Raw genomic sequence first — 20484 nt, 5'->3', positions numbered from 1 at the left:
TAAACGTATAAAAAATACGGAAGCGGGCAAGTATAGTAGCGTATTACTCGTAAAGGAGTTAAAAACATGCTACGATGCCCGAATTGTAATGGAAGAGATATTGGAAAAATAGGTACACAGGATTATTATTGCTGGACCTGCTTTATTGAAATGACAGTGACAAGCAATGAGTTAATGGTACATCAAATTGAAGCTGATGGAAGCTTAAGCTCACTAGATGATTTGTTTACGAAAGAGGAAAGAAGATTACCATAGACACTCTCAGCCGGAAACGTGAGATAACTACAATACGCCCGAGGAGTGTCTATCATGGCTGAGGATAAAAAACGCTTTCGATTACTTTATTGGCTATTAATTGGGATTGTTTTATTTATTTTTTCCTTTTTGCTTGTAAAAACAATGCCATATTACGAAGCCTTTTTTTCATTTTTATGGAAACTGTTTATTCCTTTTATAGTTGCTGCATTAATTGCTTATTTGCTCCATCCACTAGTGGAAAAATTACATGAGTGGAATATTCATCGAGGTCTTTCTATCCTGCTGATCTATTTAGTATTCTTCGGTGGAGCTGGATATTTATTTTATAAAGGATATCCTGCTATTGTCCATCAAGTCCGTGATCTTAATGATAATCTGCCTGAATTCATTCACATGTACGAAAACTGGATTTATCAAGTATACAGCTATACTTCGTTTTTACCTGAAACGGTACATGACAAAATTGATCAGCTTGTAGCAACAATAGAAATCTCCTTGGATCATTTGCTTGGCAAATTAGTCGGAGGCTTTACAAGAATATTTGACATGATTATCATTATAACTGTTATCCCGGTATTAGTCTTTTACTTCATTAAGGATTATGTAAAGATCGAATCTTTTTTTATGTGGTTTATTCCACATAAATATAAGGATGAAGCGACTGAATTAGTGAAGGAAGTGGATAAAGGACTTGGCGGATACATTCGAGGACAGCTTATTGTCAGCTTGTTTGTCAGTATTGCATGTCTAATAATTTTTAAATTGCTGGACGTTAATTATGCGCTGCTGTTAGCGATTGTAATGGGTGTTACGAATATTATTCCGTATTTCGGACCAATCATTGGTGCAATCCCTGCGGTAATGATTTCCTATACAACAGGAGGCAACACTGTCATATTTGTGATTATTGCTATTTTTATTATACAGGTAATTGAAGGCAACCTTTTATCACCGTATATTATGGGGAAAACGGTTAAAATACATCCCGTAGCAATAATCTTTGTATTACTATTGGGTGGTCAATTATTTGGAGTGTGGGGCATGATATTGGCTGTTCCTGCATTAACGATTTTAAAAGTGATTGTCGTACAGTTTGTTTCTCTGCGGTCTAATCATTGACAATGCAACTAAAGTTCCTTATAATTACGCTATCATAATATATGAAACGCAAAGAAGGCACAAAGTACATGAACAGCTAGTTTAAAGAGAGGGGTTTCCTTGGTTGAAAGAAATCCTAAACATAGTCTCATGGAAAGCTAAGCCGGAGTACGGTTAATCCCCGTCGGTCTCAAACCGTTACCATGTTTAAGTGATGAATGATTTTGTCATTCATAATTAGGGTGGTACCGCGAACAAATCTCGTCCCTGCAATCATGCAGAGAGGAGATTTTTTTAATTTTATAGAACGTTTGGAGGAATGAATTATGAAACAATTAAGCTCAGCAGAAATTAGACAATTATTTATTGATTTTTTTAAAGAGAAAGGACATCAAGTAGAGCCAAGCGCTTCACTAGTGCCTGTCGATGACCCGACATTACTATGGATCAACAGCGGAGTTGCAACATTAAAGAAATATTTCGACGGTCGGGTGATTCCGAAAAATCCGCGTATAGTGAATGCTCAGAAGGCAATACGAACAAATGATATTGAAAATGTTGGTTTCACAGCAAGACACCACACTTTTTTTGAAATGCTTGGTAATTTCTCCATTGGCGATTATTTCAAAAAGGAAGCAATTGAATGGGCGTGGGAATTCTTAACGGATGAGAAATGGATTGGATTTGATAAGGAATTACTATCTGTTACCGTGCATCCAGAAGATGATGAAGCTTACGATATATGGTTGAATGAGATCCAAATACCAAAAGAACGGATTATTCGCTTAGAGGAAAACTTCTGGGATATTGGGGAGGGACCTAGCGGACCGAATACGGAAATTTTCTATGACCGCGGTGAGGCATTCGGAAACGATCCAAATGATCCAGAGCTTTACCCAGGTGGAGAGAATAGTCGTTATTTGGAAGTATGGAATCTTGTATTTTCTCAGTTTAATCATAATCCAGATGATACGTATACACCGCTGCCAAAGAAAAATATCGATACAGGCATGGGACTTGAACGTTTGACATCGATCATTCAGCAAGTACCAACGAATTTTGATACGGATTTATTTATGCCGATTATCCGAAAAACAGAAAATCTTGCCAATACTTCCTATGGAAAAAGTGACGCGGGCGATACGGCATTTAAAGTTATCGCTGACCATATTCGTACGGTAAGCTTTGCAATTGGCGATGGGGCAGTACCATCTAATGAAGGCAGAGGCTATGTATTAAGAAGGTTAATTCGAAGAGCTGTCCGGTTTGCTAAAGAAATTGGTATTGAGAAACCGTTTATGTATGAGCTGGTTAATACTGTTGGCAATATTATGAAGGATTTCTATCCGGAGGTATTGGGCCAACAAGAGTTTATTCAAAACATTATTAAAGTAGAAGAGGAAAGGTTCCATGAAACGCTCAATGATGGATTGCATATTTTATCCACCATTATGGACCGGGAAAAAGCTGCTGGAAATACGGTGTTTCCTGGTGAAGAAGTGTTCCGGCTCTATGATACGTACGGCTTCCCGAAAGAGCTGACTGAAGAATATGTAGAACAGCAAGGCTTTACAGTGGATCAGACTGGCTATGAGCAAGAAATGGAAAAGCAGCGAGAACGTGCAAGAAGTGCAAGACAAAAGGTAGATTCTATGCAGGTTCAGGATACAATTTTAAGTGAAATTGATATTGAGAGTGAATTTATTGGCTATCAGCAGCTAGAAATAGATACAACAATAGCATCAATTATAGGGGGAAAAGAAGTTGTTGGTACCGTACAAAAGGGTGATGAAGTTTTATTATTTTTAAATCAGACACCTTTTTATGCAGAAAGTGGTGGACAGGTTGCAGACCATGGCTGGCTATATACAGAAAATGCATCTGCATATGTGCTCGATGTACAAAAGTCGCCGAAAGGTCAGCATATTCATCGAGTTGAAATAAAGGATGGAGAATTTCATATTGGTGATAATGTAAAAGCAATTGTTGATGAACGTTTCCGTACAGCAATCATCAAAAACCATACGGCGACACATCTACTACACCAAGCATTGAAGGATGTTTTAGGCACACATGTAAATCAAGCTGGTTCATTAGTAACACCAGAACGATTACGTTTTGATTTCTCCCATTTTAATGCTGTTACAAAAGATGAACTGAAAGAGATTGAGCATATTGTTAATGAAAAAGTGTGGGAATCCATTGCGTTGGTTATAGATAATAAGAAACTGGATGAAGCAAAAGAGATGGGTGCAATGGCTTTATTTGGTGAAAAATATGGCGATGTTGTAAGAGTTGTTCAAATTGGTGATTACAGTCTAGAGCTATGTGGTGGTTGCCATGTGACGAACACTTCCGAAATTGGCTTATTCAAAATTGTGTCAGAAAGTGGTATCGGTGCTGGTACAAGAAGAATAGAAGCTGTCACAAGCAAACATGCCTATGAATTCCTGAATGATAAATTGGAGATATTGAGCACCTCCGCAAAACTTGCCAAAACAAAAGAAGAGCAGCTTCCTGAACGAATTGAAGGATTACATCAAGAGATTAAAGGATTACAAAAAGAGAATGAATCCTTGAGTGCGAAATTATCCAATTTAGAGGCTGCCTCTATCTTAGATAAGATAGAAACTGTCCATGATATAAGCCTTCTAGCTCAAAAGGTAAATGTAAAAGATATGAATCAGTTACGTAAAATGTTAGATGAGTTAAAACAGAAGTTAGATTCAGGCGTTATTTTACTTGCTGCTGAAAATGACGGAAAGGTTCAGTTAGCTGCAGGTGTATCAAAAGATTTAATAGGGCATGGCTTACATGCCGGGAATCTAATTAAACAAGCAGCTGCTATTTGTGGCGGCGGCGGTGGTGGACGCCCAGATATGGCACAAGCTGGCGGCAAAGACCCAGCAAAAATTACTGAAGCACTTGAAGCAGCCAAGACCTATATTGCTGAAAATGTAAAAGAGGCATAAGCAGCTGGCATCTAAATCTTTAACAAATTTAGATGGAAAATTGATTTAAAGTGGCGAGAGTTTGTATCCTTTTTGGTAAAAAGATATAATAAATTGTATAAACATGTTAGAATATGAAATATAAACGATTTGCAGCATTATAAGGCAAACTTGGAACGGGGTGTCATGAATGAGTTCAATAGACAAGACTATGAAATTTAATTTTTCTGAGGAACCTTTCGATCAGGATATTAAAGATATCCTTCTAACGGTCCATGAGTCTCTGAAAGAAAAAGGATATAATCCGATCAATCAAATAGTAGGTTATTTATTATCGGGAGATCCGGCATATATTCCAAGATACAATGATGCCAGAAATTTAATTCGTAAAGTTGAACGCGATGAGGTTATCGAGGAATTGGTTAAATTTTATTTGGAACAGCATAAAGATAAGTAAAGGATAAGTAAATGAAAATTGTAGGATTAGATGTAGGTTCAAAAACGATTGGTGTAGCAGTTAGTGACGCACTTGGATGGACAGCGCAAGGTTTAACAACGATTAAATGGGATGAAACAGATATTTATTCAGCAGATGCTGAACTAAAGTCTATTATAGAAACCCATGAAATCGGAAAAGCTATTGTTGGATTACCAAAAAATATGAATGGGACAATTGGCGAACGTGGTGAAGCATCTCAAAGATACGCAAGTCATTTGGAAGAAGTACATGGCATTCCAACTGAGTTGTGGGACGAAAGGCTTTCCACCATCGCAGCGGAACGCGTGCTTCTCGAAGCAGATATGAGCAGAAAAAAGAGGAAAAAAGTTATTGATAAAATGGCAGCAGTGATGATCCTGCAAGGCTATCTCGACCAAAAATAAAGGAGTGATTGTATGGCTTTAGAAGAAAAGGAACGAATTATTATACCAGACGAAAATGGGGAAGAACATTTATTTGAAGTCCTGTTTACATTTGATGTTGATGAAACAGGGCAAACATATATTGCTGTTGTCCCTGCTGAACAAGCAAATGATGATGAAGTAGAAGTTTATGCTTTTCGCTATGAGGAAACAGACGATACCGATTTATCACTTTTCCCGATTGAATCAGATGAGGAATGGGATATCGTTGAAGAAATGTTAAATACATTAGCAGACGAAGAAGATGAATCATAATAAGTAATTCCATAAAAATAAGGCTGATGTCAAATATTGACATCAGCCTTTGCTTGGCTAGAAGAATGCATAAGTGCAACTGAAACAATCGCTTAAAGCTAAGCAAATAAAAATTAAGCTAATGCGACTTTGATTCAGCAAAAAGAGATGTCGTATCTTAAAAATTGTTAGCTACATTCAATTTAAAATGAACGAACCAGCTTATAAATCGCTAGATGTGCGCTTGTGCTTTTGTTGAATTCCGCTATATTATGGATAAATAAATCATTTTTTAGTATAATATAGCGGATGAAAGGGGGATACTGGATGTCCAAAAAGAAACAATCAGGCAGTTTTAAGGACAACCTTATTACCAGAAGCCAAGAAGCAAGTACTGTAAGGAAAATTGTTTTGATTATACTTGTTGCTTTGTTCCTGATATTAGCCATTGGTGCAATTTCAGGTTATTTATACGTAAAATCGGCTCTGGAACCTGTTGATGCAGACAGCGAAGAAGAAATTACCGTAGAAATACCGATTGGTTCTTCAAGCTCAACTATTGGTGCAATATTAGAAGAAAACGGCATAATTAAAGATGGAAAGATTTTCCGATTCTATGTAAAGTTTAAAAATGAATCTGATTTTCAAGCGGGAGAATATACCTTTACACCTTCCATGACGTTTGATGAAATTATTGAATCACTTAAAAATGGAAGGGTAATTCTTGACGCGGTCCATACCATCACCATTCCAGAAGGACTGACAATTGATCAAATTGCTGACATATACAGCAAGCGATTTGATTTTACGAAAGAGGAGTTTCTCGAAACTGTAAATGATCGGTCATATATTAAAGAATTGATGAATCGCTACCCGGACCTTTTATCGGATGAAATACTTGATCCAGATATTAGAACTCCATTGGAAGGCTATTTATTTGCTTCAACTTATGATTTTTATGTCGAATCCCCAACAATTCAATCAATAGTTGAGGGAATGCTTGATCAAACACAAAAAGTAGTATCCAAATATATGCCAGCTATTGAAGAATCAGACTTTAATGTGCATGAAGCTATTACATTTGCTTCACTCGTCGAAAGAGAAACGGCAAGCGAGGAGCAAAGAAAGCAGATTTCCGGGGTGTTTTATAATCGTATGGATGCCGAGATGCCGCTTCAAACGGATCCTACCGTTTTATATGCTTTAGGAGAGCATAACGAAGTTGTTACGTACGAGGATTTAGAAGTAGATTCACCATACAACACATATAAAATCACAGACTTGCCAATCGGACCAATTTCCAATTTCGCAGAAAACTCTTTAAGCGCTGTTGTTGAACCAGCAAAAACGGATTATATATATTTCCTGCATGATAAGAAAGGAAATATATATTATGCTGAAACGTATAAGGAGCATTTGCAAAACAAAGAGAAATATATGAACTAATTACCCGGAAATGTGAAATACCTATTTCACATTTCCCATTTTTTATAAGTATATCGAATAAAGAGGTTAGAGAATGAATGAAGAAATAAATAACTATTTAACAGGTATCCTGCCTGAGCAGGAAGACTGGATAACTAGACTGGAAACAGAAGCGAAAGCAGATCATGTACCGATTATGGATCGGGCAGGTATGAATTTTGTAGTACAGCTCGTTCGATTAACACGACCAGAAAATATACTAGAAATAGGTACAGCAATTGGATACTCTGCATTAAGAATGCAAGATGCAAGTTCGGATTCGTTTATTGTAACTATTGAAAAAGACGAACAGCGCTATATGCAAGCAATCAAAAATATTGAAGCTTTAGGAAAACAACAGCAAATTAACGTGATTCAAGGTGATGCGTTGGATAAGCTGGTAGAGTTAGCAGATCAAGGGAAGCGGTTTGACTTGATTTTTATTGATGCTGCAAAAGGTCAATATGAGCGCTTTTTTGAACTAGCAAGTCCGATGTTAAACCCTAATAGTGTGATCATTTCAGACAATGTATTATTCCGAGGATATGTTGCGAATCCTGTTGATGTGCCAAAACGTTATCAGAAAATGGTAGAGAAAATAAGAAATTACAATAAAATGCTTATGAATCATCCTGATTTCAAAACATCGATTTTGCCGATTGGGGATGGAGTAGCAGTTAGTTATAAAATGAAAGAAGAAGAGGTGCTTTTACGTGAGGGATAGGCCAGTAGTTATTGGCGTTGCCGGTGGAAGTGGCAGTGGAAAAACCTCTGTAACACGATCCATCTGTCAGCGATTTACAGACAAGACGATACTTGTTGTTGAACAAGACTATTATTATAAAGATCAAAGTCATCTTCCGTTAGAGGAAAGATTAAATACGAATTATGATCATCCATTAGCATTTGACAATGATTTGTTAATTGAGCATTTACGTGAGCTAATGAATCATAAACCGATTGAAAAGCCCGTTTATGATTATAAAATCCATACACGTTCAGATGAAGTAATTCACGTAGAGCCGAAGGAAGTAATCATTGTTGAAGGAATATTAATTTTAGAAGATCCTCGACTGGTTGACTTAATGGATATTAAAGTATTTGTAGATACAGATGCTGATCTTCGTATTATTCGCAGGTTATTAAGGGATATTAAGGAAAGAGGTCGCTCATTAGATTCGGTTATCGACCAGTACATTAATAGTGTACGACCAGCACATTTGCAATTTATTGAGCCATCAAAACGCTATGCAGATATTATAATTCCCGAAGGTGGACAAAACCATGTGGCGATTGATATAATGGCATCTAAAATCGAAACAATCTTAGCAAAAAATTAAAAAAGGATTGAAAAACGTTTACAAATCTGCCATAGTAAACTTTAGTATATTTTTTTAAGCGAGCGCATAAGCTTTAACGCTTATTTGTATAGTGAAAAGAAGGAGTGTTTGGAATGGTTGTAGAGAAAAGTTATTATATGACACAAGAGGGGAAAGATAAGTTAGAGAAGGAATTACATTATTTAAAAACAGATCGACGTCAAGAAGTTGTGGAACGAATTAAAGTTGCACGAGATTTTGGTGATCTATCTGAGAACTCCGAGTATGATGCAGCAAAAGATGACCAAGCTTTTGTTGAGCAACGTATTACACAAGTTGAAAAAATGATTCGAAATGCAGTCATCATTGAAAATGATAATGATAATCCAGATATTGTTTCATTGGGTAAAACCGTAACCTTTGTGGAATTGCCAGATGGGGATGAAGAAACCTATACAATCGTTGGAAGTGCTGAAGCAGATCCATTTGAAGGGAAGATTTCCAATGACTCCCCAATGGCAAAGAGCTTATTAGGTCATGAAATTGGAACAGAAGTAGCAGTAGCAACTCCTGGTGGCGATATTCAAGTTAAGATTACGAAGGTAGAGTAGTAATTAATAATTCGGTTTTAAAAGGATAGTGGGCGCGATGTTCGATGGACATGGTACCCACTATTTTTTATTGAATAAGTTTGTTTCCGTTTAAAATGTTTATTCTCCAAAGGATACAAAGGAAAAAATAAAAGGGTGTCACATCTAAGTTAAAGTTAAATACTTACATGTGATACCCTTCATCCTTACTCGTCGATTTCAAATTCCTCAGCTTGAGAATCAATAATAATAAAGTATTCATTTACATTAGAATCAAGTTTCCATTCTCCTGCATCTTCATCATAAATGACAGTTAGTTTTCTCGATCTTGTGTAATGGTCCTCATCATTATCGCGTAATAGCCATCCTAGGTTGCTGTTTGGTTCATGGAAAACATGGTGAACATAAAATTCCATTGTATAGGCATCCTGGTCTTCATCAAATTGTGGATCGCTCACTTTCGACATATCGAATGTAGCGTGTACAAGTTTTCCGGTATAATCTGATTTTTTCTTTTCTACATCGTCAATTTGGTCTTCTAAGCTTTCTTTGAAATTATCTGTAATGCCATCAGTTAATAGGGAAGCATCTCTTTCAGAAAGTGCTACTTGATACTGTGCAATTGTTTCATTCAATTGTTCCATTAACGCATGAAGGGCTTCTTCATTTAACGCATGAAGCTTGTTAAAGCTCACATGGTCACTTTCAATTGTAACCTCTTCACTCTTTACCTCTCCCCATGGATAATCTTTTCTAATATCTAGGGAAACGGAACTGTCATTTGGAAAGGTTCCAATGGATTGTTCGCCTTCTGAAATCGTAATGTCAGATTCCTCATCGTTAATATATAACGTAAAATCGTCCTCAAGAGCGTGTGCGGTAACCGGTGCAAGTGGAAGATCAAAATTGTGCAGCGCTGCTTGCTGGCGAGTATTAAAGAGTTCAAGCTCACCACTTTGCTCTGTCGTTACATATGTATTATCAAATAAAGCGCGAACAGTGTATATTCCAGGCATAAATGGACCGAAGCTCTCTTCAAAGGGTTCCTCCGTTGTAGTAACAACTTCCTCTTCATTTATGGATAATGTTATGTTTTCATTCTCTGCTCCTAGTGTGATCATAGCAGGGATAACTTCAAACTTGTATTCATCAAATAATAACCATGCCTTACCATCTTGGATAAGGTTTAAGGTCGCATAAACATCATCCATGTATGCAGTACCATTATTTCCGTCGGTTTGGTTGATAAATTCTGCTTGACTATGAAATCTGGAAGTAAGCTCATCTAGTGAATCTGGATTAGAATGAAGATAATTGATAAATGCACTTGTATTTTCATCGGTTATTTCAAATGACTCAGCAGCTGGAACGAGTAAGGACTTAAGTTTGGCTGTATCTTCATTAGCAACAGCCTCTTCGAAAGCAGATATGCTTTGTTCTGTACCAAAAGACTTGTTTCCAACTACATACAAACTGACAGCTGCAATTAAAAATGCCCCGATAATTGCTCCTACAAATAGAAACTTTTTCTTATTTATCGGTGCTTTTTGTTCTGAAACATTAGCCCCACATTCCGGACAGAATTTCTTTTTTCCGGAAAGATTGTGGCTGCAATTCGGACACTTCATAAACATATTTCCTCCCTTTATCTATGTAAGTATTTTCATATTATCATAAGATGAGCGAATTAGGATGCTACTTATAGACTGTTTATTTCGGAAGACATTCGGGTATTTAAAATTAACTGAATAAAAAGTTTAATTGTTAATGAGTACGTATTTTCTTATAAATGACTGTCAAAAAGCGATTTTTGCATGAGATGAAATGTTAAAGAACATGTCGTTTATGTTACATATTTGTTACATTCCCGAAAAAAATCAGCTAATTATCACTAACTAGGCAAATAGTTCTGCGTATATAAGATTATGCAATTCCTTATTTTTCCAATGCGGAATATGAAATATTTTTTGAAAACAAAATAAAATAGTCTTTTTTTTCTTGTTTTATTCAATAAATGGTCAATAAACGTACGTTATTTAATTTTAAAAGGGAAATATATGCATTTAATCGATATGTCTTAAATTTAATATATCTCCTTATCTTAAAATCAAGATAAATCCCGAACTAAACCAGGACTATATAACTGTTTTTGGTAAAACCCCTTAAAATTATGTGACAGTTTTAGTAATATTATGTGAGAAAAAGTGAAGGCATTAAATAATGTGGTGGTGAATGAATTGAAAAAAATACGAATTGTCGTGGCAGACCATAATAGTAGCTATATGGAATCATTATCAGCCTTTTTGCGTACATCAGAGGAAGCGTCACGATTTATCGTTACATATTTTTCTGGACAGGGGAAACTGGCATCCTACCTTAGACAGGGAGACATAATCGACATTCTGTTAATTAGTCCAGAGCTATATGAACCAAAGCTGGATATAGCTCCTGAAACATGCACAATTCTACTCGAAGATGATCAGCTATCGACAAGCAAGGATTCAATGGAATCGGTGTTTCGTTATCAACGGTTAAATCAGCTGATTTCCAGTATCCTTGCAATCTATTATGAAAGAAATCAGTCAGCAGGGAAGTTACTGGCCAGAAGCAAGAAAACAAAAGTTCTATCGGTTTATTCTCCAATCGGAGGAAGTGGTAAGACGACCATTGCTACAAACCTAAGTAAACAGTTGGCGCTTAATCATGCAAAAGTATTTTATTTAAATCTTGAGCTGTTAAATACAACAAGACTATATTTTACATCTGCTGAAGACAATCCGTCACTGCAAATATTTTATTATGTAAAAGCAGAATCACCTCAGCTTTTGTCTAAAATTGAAGCGTTAAAAAAATACGATGCCTATTCAATGGTTGATTATTTCGATATTGCGATTAGTGCGGATGAATTACTTGAATTCAATGAAGCAGACGTAAAGCGATTAATTAATGGGATTGTTGAAACTGGTGCTTATGATTATATTGTTGTCGATCTTGATAGTTCCTTACATGAAAGAAATATAGCGGCTATCAAAGAGTGCGACCAAATCATCTGGCCAATTGCAAATGATGTGCAAAGTTTATTAAAGACAAAATCTTTTTTTGCTGAAGAATTGAAGTTAATTGGTAAGGAGAACGTCGTTAAGGATAAGCTGACAATACTTTTAAATAAGTATACTGACTCAATGATAGGTACGATGGAGGAATATGGTGTTACCGTTGAAGGCTATCTTCCATTTATAGAAGACTGGATAACGATGAAATCCAGTTCCGAAATATTAGGGAATGAGCAATTTAATCAAGAACTTCAATCCATTATTCACGATAAGATATTAGTCGAACTGGAGGGGGTTTCTACCATTGGATAAGGAACAAGTTGTGAAAAGGCTCATTCAGCAGCTTCGTGAAACCCTTGATTTAATGCACTCGATTACGAATGAAGAGTTAAAAGAATATGTGGAAGCTGCAGTCTTTGACTATGCGAAAGAACATCAGTTAAAGTCTGTCGAAATCAAATACTTAGTTGAGCGAATCTATAATTCATTCCGTGGATATGATGTACTTCAACCATTAATCGATGATAAAACAATTACCGAGATTATGATTAATAATCACAAGGAAATTTTTATCGAACGATTTGGTTCAACCACACAAGTAGATATTCAGTTTGAAAGTGAGCAAAAGCTGGAGGATATTATTCAATCCATTGTATCAAAAGTCGATCGGGTCGTTAATGAATCCTCACCAATAGTAGATGCTAGACTACAAGACGGATCTAGGGTAAATGTTGTTCTACCACCAATTGCATTGAAAGGTCCAGTAATGACAATTCGGAAATTCCCAGATAAACCACTGCTCATTGAAGATTTGATCAAATATGATTCTATTTCAGAAGAAGCAGCAGAATTTCTAAGGAAGCTTGTTGTATCAAAATATAATATTTTTATCGGTGGAGGTACTGGCTCGGGAAAAACAACATTCCTAAACGTATTATCGAATTTTATTCCACAAGACGAACGAATCATTACGATTGAGGATTCAGCTGAATTACAAATTAAAAATGTTCCGAATCTTGTCAGTTTGGAAACTCGTAATGCGAATACGGAAGGAAAGGGAGAAATTACAATTCGTGATTTAATCAAATCTTCCTTACGTATGCGGCCTGATCGAATTATTGTCGGTGAGGTACGTGGTGCAGAAGCGCTTGATATGCTGCAAGCGATGAACACTGGACATGATGGTTCACTTTCTACCGGTCATGCTAACTCTGTAAAAGATATGCTGAGCAGGCTTGAGACAATGGTACTGAATGGTGCGACCCTGCCGGTTGAAGTAATTCGTAAACAAATTTCCTCAGCAATTGATATTATGATTCACTTAATGCGGTTGCGGGATAATTCAAGAAAAGTTGTTGCTATTAGTGAGGTGCTAGGTGTTGAGAATGGGGAGGTCATTTTAAATCCACTCTATGAGTTTGTAGAAGAAGGAGAAAAAGAAAATGGAGAAGTAATTGGCAAACTCGTTTCTACGGGTAATCCATTGGTTAACAAATCAAAAGCGAATCTTGCTGGTATTGAAGTGGTTCAAGAAAAGGTAAGCGGGTGATTGTATGACTGACATTATTCTAGTTATCCTACTGGTTGCTTTGGTAGCAGGGTATATATTCGCTGTATCGAGAAGAAAGAAACAAGGGGGAAATCAATCAGAACTGGTAGATGAAGTTGCTAAAAACACAGAGTTGGAACAGTTAAAAAAGAAGCACTTTATGGAACGAATGCGTCATCGGTCAGATAAGCAAATTGATTCGCATCTTGTCGATTACTCGGAGTATCACCTTTCGATGAAAGAGTATATCTTATATGCAGTTATTGCAATCGTATTTTTCGCTTTTGTAGGTTATTTATTTTATGAGAGTGTTATAGCTGCCATTATTTTAGGAGCTGCTGGATTATTTTATCCAAAAATCCAGAAAAAAGCACTCCTGGAAAAACGTAAGGAAAAATTAAAGCTGCAATTTAAAGAAGCAATCGCATCGCTGTCCTCCTCACTTGCAGCAGGTAGGTCAATCGAGAATAGCTTTAAGGAAGTTGTTTCAGATCTTTACCTTTTGTATCCAGACCCGAATACTGAAATTATTCAGGAGTTCGAGATTATTAATCGGCGAATTGAGAATGGAGAAACAATCGAGAATGCAATTTTAGACTTTAGTATCCGTTCTGATATGGAAGATATTCAAAATTTTGCGGATGTATTTATTACATGTAAACGAACGGGTGGGAATCTCGTAGAAGTTATCCGAAGAACGTCGGATATTATTAGTGAAAAAATTGATATTCAGCAGGAAGTTGCCGTCATGATTGCATCAAAGAAATTCGAATCACGAATTTTAAGTGTTGCACCAGTAGGAATGATTCTATTATTGAAATACAGTGCAGAGGATTACTTAGCCCCAATGTATGATTGGAGCTCGGGTGGTCCGCTAATCATGACAGTTTGTTTAGGCATTCTTGTATTTTCCTATTGGTATGGACAACGAATTATGGATATTAAGGTGTGATGAAGCATGATGGTCTATGGGATATTGACTTTAGTAATTATCGTTATCTATTTTGGAATTTCTGTAAAAGTTGGAAAGCAATATGATGTAGTTTTGGAGGATTTTAAAAATGACTATCCACTAATGTTTATGGCTCCGGTGTCGTTATTCATTATCGACAATCTAAAAGTTATGGAACGGCTATACAGTCAGATTGCGAAAATTCAACAAAAAATGATTAGTTTGTATGGCAATAGAACAGCTCTGCAGCATACGAGAATGTATGTCGCACAACTAATCTCTACATCTCTCGTATGCTTATTAGGAACATTTTTATTCACCCTGCTGGCTGAGGGAGATGTGACGATCTTTATCGTTGGGGTTTTATTCACTGTTTTAATTCCGTATGCAATGATCAGCAAACTCTCTAGTCAAGAGAAGGAGCGCAAGGAAAAAATCCTTACAGAGCTTCCAGAGGTTGTTAATAAAATTATATTACTAGTCAATGCAGGGGAAACGGTGCAGCAAGCATTAATCCGATGTGTTACACAAACAAATGACCCGAATTCTCCGCTGATTAAAGAATTAACAGAAACGGTAAATAAAATGGTAAGTAATGAACCCTTTCATCAAGTATTGAATGATTTAAGTAAGAAATGCGGTGTGCAGGAAATTTCTATTTTTACTACAACAGTTCTATTGAATTATCGAAAGGGTGGAAATGATTTAATTCTGGCACTTCGAGAATTGTCTCATGAATTATGGGAGAAACGAAAGGCTATTTCCAAAACAAAAGGTGAAGAGGCTTCTTCTAAACTTGTATTTCCGCTTATACTAATCTTTGTGGCGGTTATGATCATAGTTGGTTATCCTGCACTTACCATTTTGTAAGTACAGGTTTCAAAATATAAAATTAAAGAATTTTTAGGAGGAAAAAAAATGAATATGCTTAAAGAATCGATCAAGAACTTTTGGAATGATGAAGAAGGATTGCAGACATTGGAGATTATGTTAATTATAGCTGTTATCGTCGTAATTGCATTACTTTTTAGAGATCAAATTATTGGTTGGGTTAAAGATCTTTTAGACTTTGGTGATGAGAATATTGGCAATTTCCAACAAAATGGATAATAACAAAAAAGGATAGACGATTATGTGTTAAGAAAGGACTCTGATCATGTCATACAGAAAAATGATCGACGATTTAAAGCGGGAAGAAAAAGGCAGCTTTACAATTGAAGCAACAATGCTCTTTCCAATTCTTCTAATCTTAGTCCTTTGTTTTATCTTTTTCAGTCTTGTAATCTATGAAAAAGTAACGTCACAATATCAAGCAAATGCGATTGCAAGTGCAATGGCCTATTCTTGGAATAATAGTTCTGCTGATGTTAGTACTGGTGAATTTAGTATGACTGAGCATACGACCATGAATGGTGATGGGCTTTATTGGCGTTTAACCGGTAATAATTTCTTGGATAAGTTTGGTCTAGGCGGTATCGTTCCTGGCAATGATTTAGTGTCTGCAAAAACGAGCAGAATTAATGGCTATGATGCAACAATTGAATTTCATAATAATTTTTTAATACCTGAAGTTGAAGTAAAAATAAGCAGATCACTGGCATTACCAGCATCTGTAGCAAATATATTTGGGATTTCAGAAATTGAAGCAGTTGCCAGTCACCCAATATCAGAGCCTGCAGAAGTAATTCGAACGACAGATTTTGCCATTTATGGTACCGAGAAATTAATGGAGTATGCACAGCACATCCAAAAATTTATTAGTAAAGGGAAGTAGGGTAGCTAAATGAAAAATTGTATAAAGAAGTTTATACATAAGTTCATCGTCGACGATCGTGGCGCTGTTTCCATTTATCTGATTATCGTTACCCTGCTTCTTTTCTTTTTTAATGCAGTGTTAATTGATTATGCTCGTATTATTGTAGCAGAGCGCCAGACAGATCAAGCGGCAAAGGTTGCATTGCGTTCAACGATGTCTTCGTACCATCAAAGTTTGCAGGATAAAGGATTATTTGCGTTTGATGGCGATCAGAGTGAAGCAAATGCCATTTTTAAAACGGTGTTCGAAAAGAATTTACAGCCTGGGGATGGCGAAGGGTTTAAATTTGTGAACCTCGTACCTGAAGAAGGTGAGCTAACAACGGAGTTGAATTTAGATAGAGGGCTCGCCAATAAAGAAATTTTAAAGCACCAAGTGTTGGAGGAAATGAAATACCAAGCACCGGTAGAGATTGGCGAAGCTCTAATTGAAGGTTTTCTAGCAATATCGGATGACATGGAGAAAGCATCCGTACTTACGGAGATTATCGGTGATATCGAAGAAGACGTGAAAAACAGGGATGAAAAGTTAGATGAAGCCATCGAGCTATTAAAAAGTGCAAAAGAAAAGTTGGATTCCATTCAGGATAGAATCCGTTCAACTGATAGAAATACCTATCCAACAGTAAATAATTTCGCGGATTTATTTTATGGGCATCTGGAATATATCAAGGTGTATCCCAAAAATCCATCACCGCCATCAGATGATGATGATGAAAAGAGTGAAGAAGAGTTAGAAAAAGAAGAAGAGGACAAAGAGAAAGCTGATTCCTTTAAACAAAATGCCCGCAGTCTTTTGAATGACATTATCCCAATAGCTGAAGGTGTCGAGCAGGATTTAAAAGATGCGTTAGAACTATTAAAAGAAGCTGAAGAGCTAAATAATAGTGTGAGTGAAACGATCGAGAATGCTAAGGATAGCAAGGGAGAACATTATGATAATGCTCAATCGGAGAATGAAAGTGATGTTGATACGGGAGATAGCTCACAATTAGATGCTGTATTAGATTCCGTAGATGACTATGTACTTGATCAAGAAATGTTAACAAATGTTATTCAAGAAGTGGAAGACGGCATTGAGGATATGGAAGGGAGTGAAGGACAGACAAATGGCCTAAATCCTAAATTGGGAGAAATCAAAGCTAATATTGATAGTAACTTTAAAAACCGAAGTAAAAACGAATTTGGTGACACGGGCAGAAGTGGTGATATCTACCATGCTCGGTTATATCATTCAAATGCCAAAGAGCATACAAACAATGCAATTAACCTTTTAGAAGAAGGAAGAGCTGAATTCGAAGATGAAGAAATGGAAGAAAAAGAAGAAGAGGCTGATGAAGCATTAGATGATTTATCGGATCAAATTGATGAAATTAGTGATGCCTATAATGATATCACTGGTGACGGAGATATCTATACGAAGCTAGCAGACCTTGTTGTTAAATATGAAGGGGCAGTAGAATCCAACAGTGAACAGTTTGAGCTTGAAGATAAAGATCAGACGGCAGATCAGGCAATGGGGTTTATTGATATTTTATTTGAAAACCTTGGTAACCTTTTAATTGCAGGTAGAGATGAATTATATTTTAATGAATACATTTTAACCCGATTCTCTCATCACACATTTCCAACCGATGGGACTTCTGGTTACAAATTTGAAAATAATCAGGTTGAATATATCCTATACGGACATCATTCATTTGGCGCCAATTACATGGCAGCCATGGGAGAAATCTTCGCTTTACGTTTCGCGATTAATTTAGTGGATGCACTTAAGAAGCCAAGAAGTAAAATTTTCGGACCATATTTCTGGGTTGCAGCTCTTGCAGATGCTTTTCTTGCGACGGCTGAGAATATGAGAGTTATTACTGCAGGTAGAGCAGTAGATTTAATACCTGGTAAACCAGAACCTAAGATGACTTATAAAGACCATCTGCGTTTATTCTTATTCGCACATCCTGAAGGAAAAACAACGGAAAGAGTGATGGCTGTTCTTGAACATGAAACAGATGCAGATTTAACCGAATCATCAACTTATATTACAGCAAATGCAACTACATCTATTGAGTTATGGTTTATTCCTGGAATTATGGATATGCTTGGTCATACAGGAGCACTTAGCGGAAGAGTAGAGGGTAAAACCTATTATATTGATAAAGAAGTAAACTATGCTTATTAGTAAATTTATACAAGAGGTGAGACATAATGAAAAAAATGTTGCAAATATTAGCGGTGTTGTTTATTAGTACTCTATTGTTGGGAGCTTGTAGTAGTGATGATTCAGAACCATCCGAAGAAATTGACAATGGCACAACAGAAGCAAACGATGATGAAACAAATGAATCTGCCGAAACAGAAGAGGATAACACAGAAGAAAAAAATACGGAAGAAGATACCGACAATGATTCAAATAGTGGCGGATTCAATACGGGAACTGAAGATCAAGAAGATTTATCAATTGGAGATACTGGAAAATTTGATTCTGACTTAACAACATATGAAATTACATTGGATGAAGCTCAAGTGTTAGATGAACTAGACGGTAATACTTCTCAACTAGATGCATATATATTGCTCGATATAACCGTTAAAAATACTGGCGACGATGCACAATCTGTACAGGATTTACTTTATGGCTTAGAAGTTACGGATAATCTTGAAATGACAGGTTACCAAAATTATGCGGAGAGCTTTGATAGTGTCGAAGAAATGACGGGCGAACTAGCTCCTGGTGAAGAAGTATCAGGTCAATTTGTTACAGAGATATATGAAGGAGAAAATTATTACTTCCGTCTTCGAACAGGTATTGCTGGTTCAGGATCAAGTAACCAAGTAACTTGGGTTATTCCAGCGGAAGAAGCAGAGTAATTTCAATTTAAATCAACAAACATACTGCACGTTTCTTTTTATAGAGCGTGCAGTACATACATAAAACTTTTAGTCCAAATTATCGATAATATTATTAAATCCATTAGTACATATAGAAACATGCTAAATAAAAAATGAATATAGAGTGGAGGTATTTGCAATGTGTAAAAAGTTCCGCTTCATACTACTACTTATAATTGGAATTACAATGCTAGCAGCTTGTGGAGCTGATGAAAATGACGAGGAAGCAGAGTCAATCCCAGTCCCAGAAGAATTAGTCGAAAGGGAAGACCCATTAAGAATTAAAGACCAATTAGGACTATCTATTGGTGAAACAGGGTGGGTTATTGATTGGGCTAATAGAAATATATTAGAGATCACACTAAATTCTGTTGAAATTACACCTGAAATTGGTGATCAACGACCACTAGGTCATAATTCCGAAGACAACGTTTTTGTTATTGGAAACTTTACGATGAAAAATCATGGAGAAGTTGGTATCCCAGGTCAAGGGTTTGCTTATCCTGACATCGTTGCTGGTGAAGATCGAGATAAGATTGAGAATGATGGTTTTGCAAATGCTGGGGAGTTACTAGGAAGAGGAGACACGTCCATTGTTATTGATGAAGCCATGAATAAACAGCCCCCAACTGAGCCTGGAGAAGAGCGAACTGGAAATGTAGTGTTGAATGCAGACTATGAAGTAGATACGTATATTATTTATTTTGGATTTGAAGATTACGAGAGTAAATTGACATGGGAATTTGATGCAACAGAAGCAAACTAAAGGCTTAGGCATGGAGGGGATCACTTGAGACGATTTATGAAAAATGAAAAAGGTAGTCTGACACTGGAAGCTGCTATGATATTACCTTTTTTCATGTTATTCATCGTATTTCTAGCTAATATTATACGAATTGGTATTGCAGACATGGCGCTCTATCAGTCCCTTGCCGAAACAAATGAGGTGATTGTCACCCATGCTTATCCTGCTGAAATTGCGGTTACTGGCATAACGGATTTAGCTGAAAGTAAATTCAGCGGGTTATTAGAGTCCACTGGTGCGGATCAAGTTGGTATTACTCCTGAGATCGCAGCAGACTTATTTAAAGAGGGGATGGACTACCTTGGTGTTGAAATCGATCCGCATGGATATTTAAATTCCTTTACCGCAAGTGTTATTGAACCAATTTTACGTGAAAAATTCAGCGCGAAGACTGGAGGAGAGTTTTTTGATCCAGCTAAACTGACAGTTGATCAGGTAGTTACACCAACATCATTCACAGGAAGCGGAGCGTATCTTGAAATTAATGCAAGCTATGAAGTAGATATCAATTTTCCATTTGTGAATCGAACGATTATTTTAAAGAAAACCTCCTATGAACGGCTTTGGGCAGGTGCCTAGAAGGGAG

The 20484-nt window shown here is 36.5% G+C and carries 21 protein-coding genes and 1 other annotated feature; of the genes, 20 read left to right on the top strand and 1 reads right to left on the bottom strand.

Annotated features, from left to right (window positions below; all coding sequences use genetic code 11):
* The first annotated feature begins 66 nt into the window (after nucleotides 1-66).
* The 10 genes from NSQ77_RS00460 to greA all read left to right on the top strand — a co-directional run bounded on the left by NSQ77_RS00460 (nucleotide 67) and on the right by greA (nucleotide 8856).
* A complete protein-coding gene (locus tag NSQ77_RS00460) occupies nucleotides 67-255 on the top strand; it encodes a hypothetical protein (protein ID WP_339228236.1) in 189 nt (62 codons plus the stop codon).
* Nucleotides 256-309: 54 nt separating this feature from the next.
* The gene (locus NSQ77_RS00455) at nucleotides 310-1377 is read left to right on the top strand and encodes an AI-2E family transporter (protein WP_339228235.1); all 1068 of its coding nucleotides are present in this window, start codon (nucleotides 310-312) and stop codon (nucleotides 1375-1377) included.
* Nucleotides 1378-1419: 42 nt separating this feature from the next.
* Nucleotides 1420-1628: a binding site (T-box leader), on the top strand.
* 54 nt (nucleotides 1629-1682) lie between these two features.
* Nucleotides 1683-4328, top strand: a complete 2646-nt coding sequence (gene alaS, locus NSQ77_RS00450) for an alanine--tRNA ligase (protein ID WP_339228234.1) — start codon at nucleotides 1683-1685, stop codon at nucleotides 4326-4328.
* A 169-nt stretch (nucleotides 4329-4497) separates the two neighbouring features.
* Complete coding sequence (locus tag NSQ77_RS00445; protein ID WP_339228233.1) at nucleotides 4498-4764, top strand: IreB family regulatory phosphoprotein; 267 nt, start codon at nucleotides 4498-4500, stop codon at nucleotides 4762-4764.
* Nucleotides 4765-4775: 11 nt separating this feature from the next.
* Nucleotides 4776-5189, top strand: a complete 414-nt coding sequence (ruvX, locus tag NSQ77_RS00440) for a Holliday junction resolvase RuvX (protein WP_339228232.1) — start codon at nucleotides 4776-4778, stop codon at nucleotides 5187-5189.
* Nucleotides 5190-5201: 12 nt separating this feature from the next.
* Nucleotides 5202-5483 (top strand): DUF1292 domain-containing protein, encoded by a 282-nt coding sequence (locus NSQ77_RS00435; RefSeq protein ID WP_339228231.1) that lies wholly within the window; start codon nucleotides 5202-5204, stop codon nucleotides 5481-5483.
* Between the two features lie 306 nt (nucleotides 5484-5789).
* A complete protein-coding gene (mltG, locus tag NSQ77_RS00430; RefSeq protein ID WP_339228230.1) occupies nucleotides 5790-6908 on the top strand; it encodes an endolytic transglycosylase MltG in 1119 nt (372 codons plus the stop codon).
* A gap of 73 nt (nucleotides 6909-6981) precedes the next feature.
* Nucleotides 6982-7650, top strand: coding sequence for an O-methyltransferase (locus NSQ77_RS00425; protein ID WP_339228229.1), 669 nt, complete (start codon nucleotides 6982-6984; stop codon nucleotides 7648-7650).
* Nucleotides 7640-8266 carry a uridine kinase gene (udk, locus tag NSQ77_RS00420; protein WP_339228228.1) on the top strand — a complete coding sequence of 209 codons (627 nt, stop codon included), beginning with the start codon at nucleotides 7640-7642 and terminating at the stop codon, nucleotides 8264-8266. Before NSQ77_RS00425 ends, udk begins: the two co-directional genes overlap by 11 nt.
* A 113-nt stretch (nucleotides 8267-8379) precedes the next feature.
* On the top strand, nucleotides 8380-8856 hold the full coding sequence (greA, locus tag NSQ77_RS00415; RefSeq protein ID WP_339228226.1) for a transcription elongation factor GreA: 477 nt from the start codon (nucleotides 8380-8382) through the stop codon (nucleotides 8854-8856).
* 185 nt (nucleotides 8857-9041) lie between these two features.
* Here greA and NSQ77_RS00410 read toward each other — a convergent pair whose 3' ends face one another.
* A complete protein-coding gene (locus NSQ77_RS00410; RefSeq protein ID WP_339228224.1) occupies nucleotides 9042-10463 on the bottom strand; it encodes a hypothetical protein in 1422 nt (473 codons plus the stop codon).
* Nucleotides 10464-11072: 609 nt separating this feature from the next.
* Between NSQ77_RS00410 and NSQ77_RS00405 the strand changes: the two genes are divergently transcribed.
* The 10 genes from NSQ77_RS00405 to NSQ77_RS00360 all read left to right on the top strand — a co-directional run bounded on the left by NSQ77_RS00405 (nucleotide 11073) and on the right by NSQ77_RS00360 (nucleotide 20477).
* Entirely contained in the window at nucleotides 11073-12200 is a 1128-nt protein-coding gene (locus NSQ77_RS00405; protein ID WP_339228223.1) for an AAA family ATPase, read from the top strand.
* Nucleotides 12193-13437 (top strand): CpaF family protein, encoded by a 1245-nt coding sequence (locus tag NSQ77_RS00400; RefSeq protein ID WP_339228222.1) that lies wholly within the window; start codon nucleotides 12193-12195, stop codon nucleotides 13435-13437. Before NSQ77_RS00405 ends, NSQ77_RS00400 begins: the two co-directional genes overlap by 8 nt.
* A 4-nt stretch (nucleotides 13438-13441) precedes the next feature.
* Nucleotides 13442-14389 (top strand): type II secretion system F family protein, encoded by a 948-nt coding sequence (locus NSQ77_RS00395; RefSeq protein ID WP_339228221.1) that lies wholly within the window; start codon nucleotides 13442-13444, stop codon nucleotides 14387-14389.
* Between the two features lie 6 nt (nucleotides 14390-14395).
* Nucleotides 14396-15259 (top strand): type II secretion system F family protein, encoded by an 864-nt coding sequence (locus tag NSQ77_RS00390; protein WP_339228219.1) that lies wholly within the window; start codon nucleotides 14396-14398, stop codon nucleotides 15257-15259.
* A gap of 48 nt (nucleotides 15260-15307) precedes the next feature.
* On the top strand, nucleotides 15308-15499 hold the full coding sequence (locus NSQ77_RS00385) for a Flp1 family type IVb pilin (RefSeq protein ID WP_339228218.1): 192 nt from the start codon (nucleotides 15308-15310) through the stop codon (nucleotides 15497-15499).
* Between the two features lie 46 nt (nucleotides 15500-15545).
* The gene (locus NSQ77_RS00380; RefSeq protein ID WP_339228217.1) at nucleotides 15546-16163 is read left to right on the top strand and encodes a hypothetical protein; all 618 of its coding nucleotides are present in this window, start codon (nucleotides 15546-15548) and stop codon (nucleotides 16161-16163) included.
* A 9-nt stretch (nucleotides 16164-16172) separates the two neighbouring features.
* Nucleotides 16173-18383, top strand: coding sequence for a DUF5702 domain-containing protein (locus tag NSQ77_RS00375; RefSeq protein ID WP_339228216.1), 2211 nt, complete (start codon nucleotides 16173-16175; stop codon nucleotides 18381-18383).
* A 26-nt stretch (nucleotides 18384-18409) separates the two neighbouring features.
* On the top strand, nucleotides 18410-19072 hold the full coding sequence (locus tag NSQ77_RS00370; protein ID WP_339228215.1) for a DUF4352 domain-containing protein: 663 nt from the start codon (nucleotides 18410-18412) through the stop codon (nucleotides 19070-19072).
* A 160-nt stretch (nucleotides 19073-19232) separates the two neighbouring features.
* Nucleotides 19233-19859 (top strand): hypothetical protein, encoded by a 627-nt coding sequence (locus NSQ77_RS00365; RefSeq protein ID WP_339228214.1) that lies wholly within the window; start codon nucleotides 19233-19235, stop codon nucleotides 19857-19859.
* A 24-nt stretch (nucleotides 19860-19883) separates the two neighbouring features.
* Nucleotides 19884-20477, top strand: coding sequence for a hypothetical protein (locus NSQ77_RS00360; protein WP_339228213.1), 594 nt, complete (start codon nucleotides 19884-19886; stop codon nucleotides 20475-20477).
* Nucleotides 20478-20484 lie beyond the last annotated feature (7 nt).

It is taken from the genome of Oceanobacillus sp. FSL K6-2867, assembly GCF_037963145.1.
Lineage (GTDB): Bacteria > Bacillota > Bacilli > Bacillales > Amphibacillaceae > Oceanobacillus.
This window is presented reverse-complemented; position numbering and strand designations above follow the sequence as displayed.

Coding starts and splice junctions, on each gene's coding strand:
- NSQ77_RS00460 (WP_339228236.1), top strand. CDS start 67: ATGCTACGATGCCCGAATTGTAATGGAAGAGATATTGGAAAAATAGGT.
- NSQ77_RS00455 (WP_339228235.1), top strand. CDS start 310: ATGGCTGAGGATAAAAAACGCTTTCGATTACTTTATTGGCTATTAATT.
- alaS (WP_339228234.1), top strand. CDS start 1,683: ATGAAACAATTAAGCTCAGCAGAAATTAGACAATTATTTATTGATTTT.
- NSQ77_RS00445 (WP_339228233.1), top strand. CDS start 4,498: ATGAGTTCAATAGACAAGACTATGAAATTTAATTTTTCTGAGGAACCT.
- ruvX (WP_339228232.1), top strand. CDS start 4,776: ATGAAAATTGTAGGATTAGATGTAGGTTCAAAAACGATTGGTGTAGCA.
- NSQ77_RS00435 (WP_339228231.1), top strand. CDS start 5,202: ATGGCTTTAGAAGAAAAGGAACGAATTATTATACCAGACGAAAATGGG.
- mltG (WP_339228230.1), top strand. CDS start 5,790: ATGTCCAAAAAGAAACAATCAGGCAGTTTTAAGGACAACCTTATTACC.
- NSQ77_RS00425 (WP_339228229.1), top strand. CDS start 6,982: ATGAATGAAGAAATAAATAACTATTTAACAGGTATCCTGCCTGAGCAG.
- greA (WP_339228226.1), top strand. CDS start 8,380: ATGGTTGTAGAGAAAAGTTATTATATGACACAAGAGGGGAAAGATAAG.
- NSQ77_RS00410 (WP_339228224.1), bottom strand. CDS start 10,463: ATGAAGTGTCCGAATTGCAGCCACAATCTTTCCGGAAAAAAGAAATTC.
- NSQ77_RS00395 (WP_339228221.1), top strand. CDS start 13,442: ATGACTGACATTATTCTAGTTATCCTACTGGTTGCTTTGGTAGCAGGG.
- NSQ77_RS00390 (WP_339228219.1), top strand. CDS start 14,396: ATGATGGTCTATGGGATATTGACTTTAGTAATTATCGTTATCTATTTT.
- NSQ77_RS00385 (WP_339228218.1), top strand. CDS start 15,308: ATGAATATGCTTAAAGAATCGATCAAGAACTTTTGGAATGATGAAGAA.
- NSQ77_RS00380 (WP_339228217.1), top strand. CDS start 15,546: ATGTCATACAGAAAAATGATCGACGATTTAAAGCGGGAAGAAAAAGGC.
- NSQ77_RS00375 (WP_339228216.1), top strand. CDS start 16,173: ATGAAAAATTGTATAAAGAAGTTTATACATAAGTTCATCGTCGACGAT.
- NSQ77_RS00370 (WP_339228215.1), top strand. CDS start 18,410: ATGAAAAAAATGTTGCAAATATTAGCGGTGTTGTTTATTAGTACTCTA.
- NSQ77_RS00365 (WP_339228214.1), top strand. CDS start 19,233: ATGTGTAAAAAGTTCCGCTTCATACTACTACTTATAATTGGAATTACA.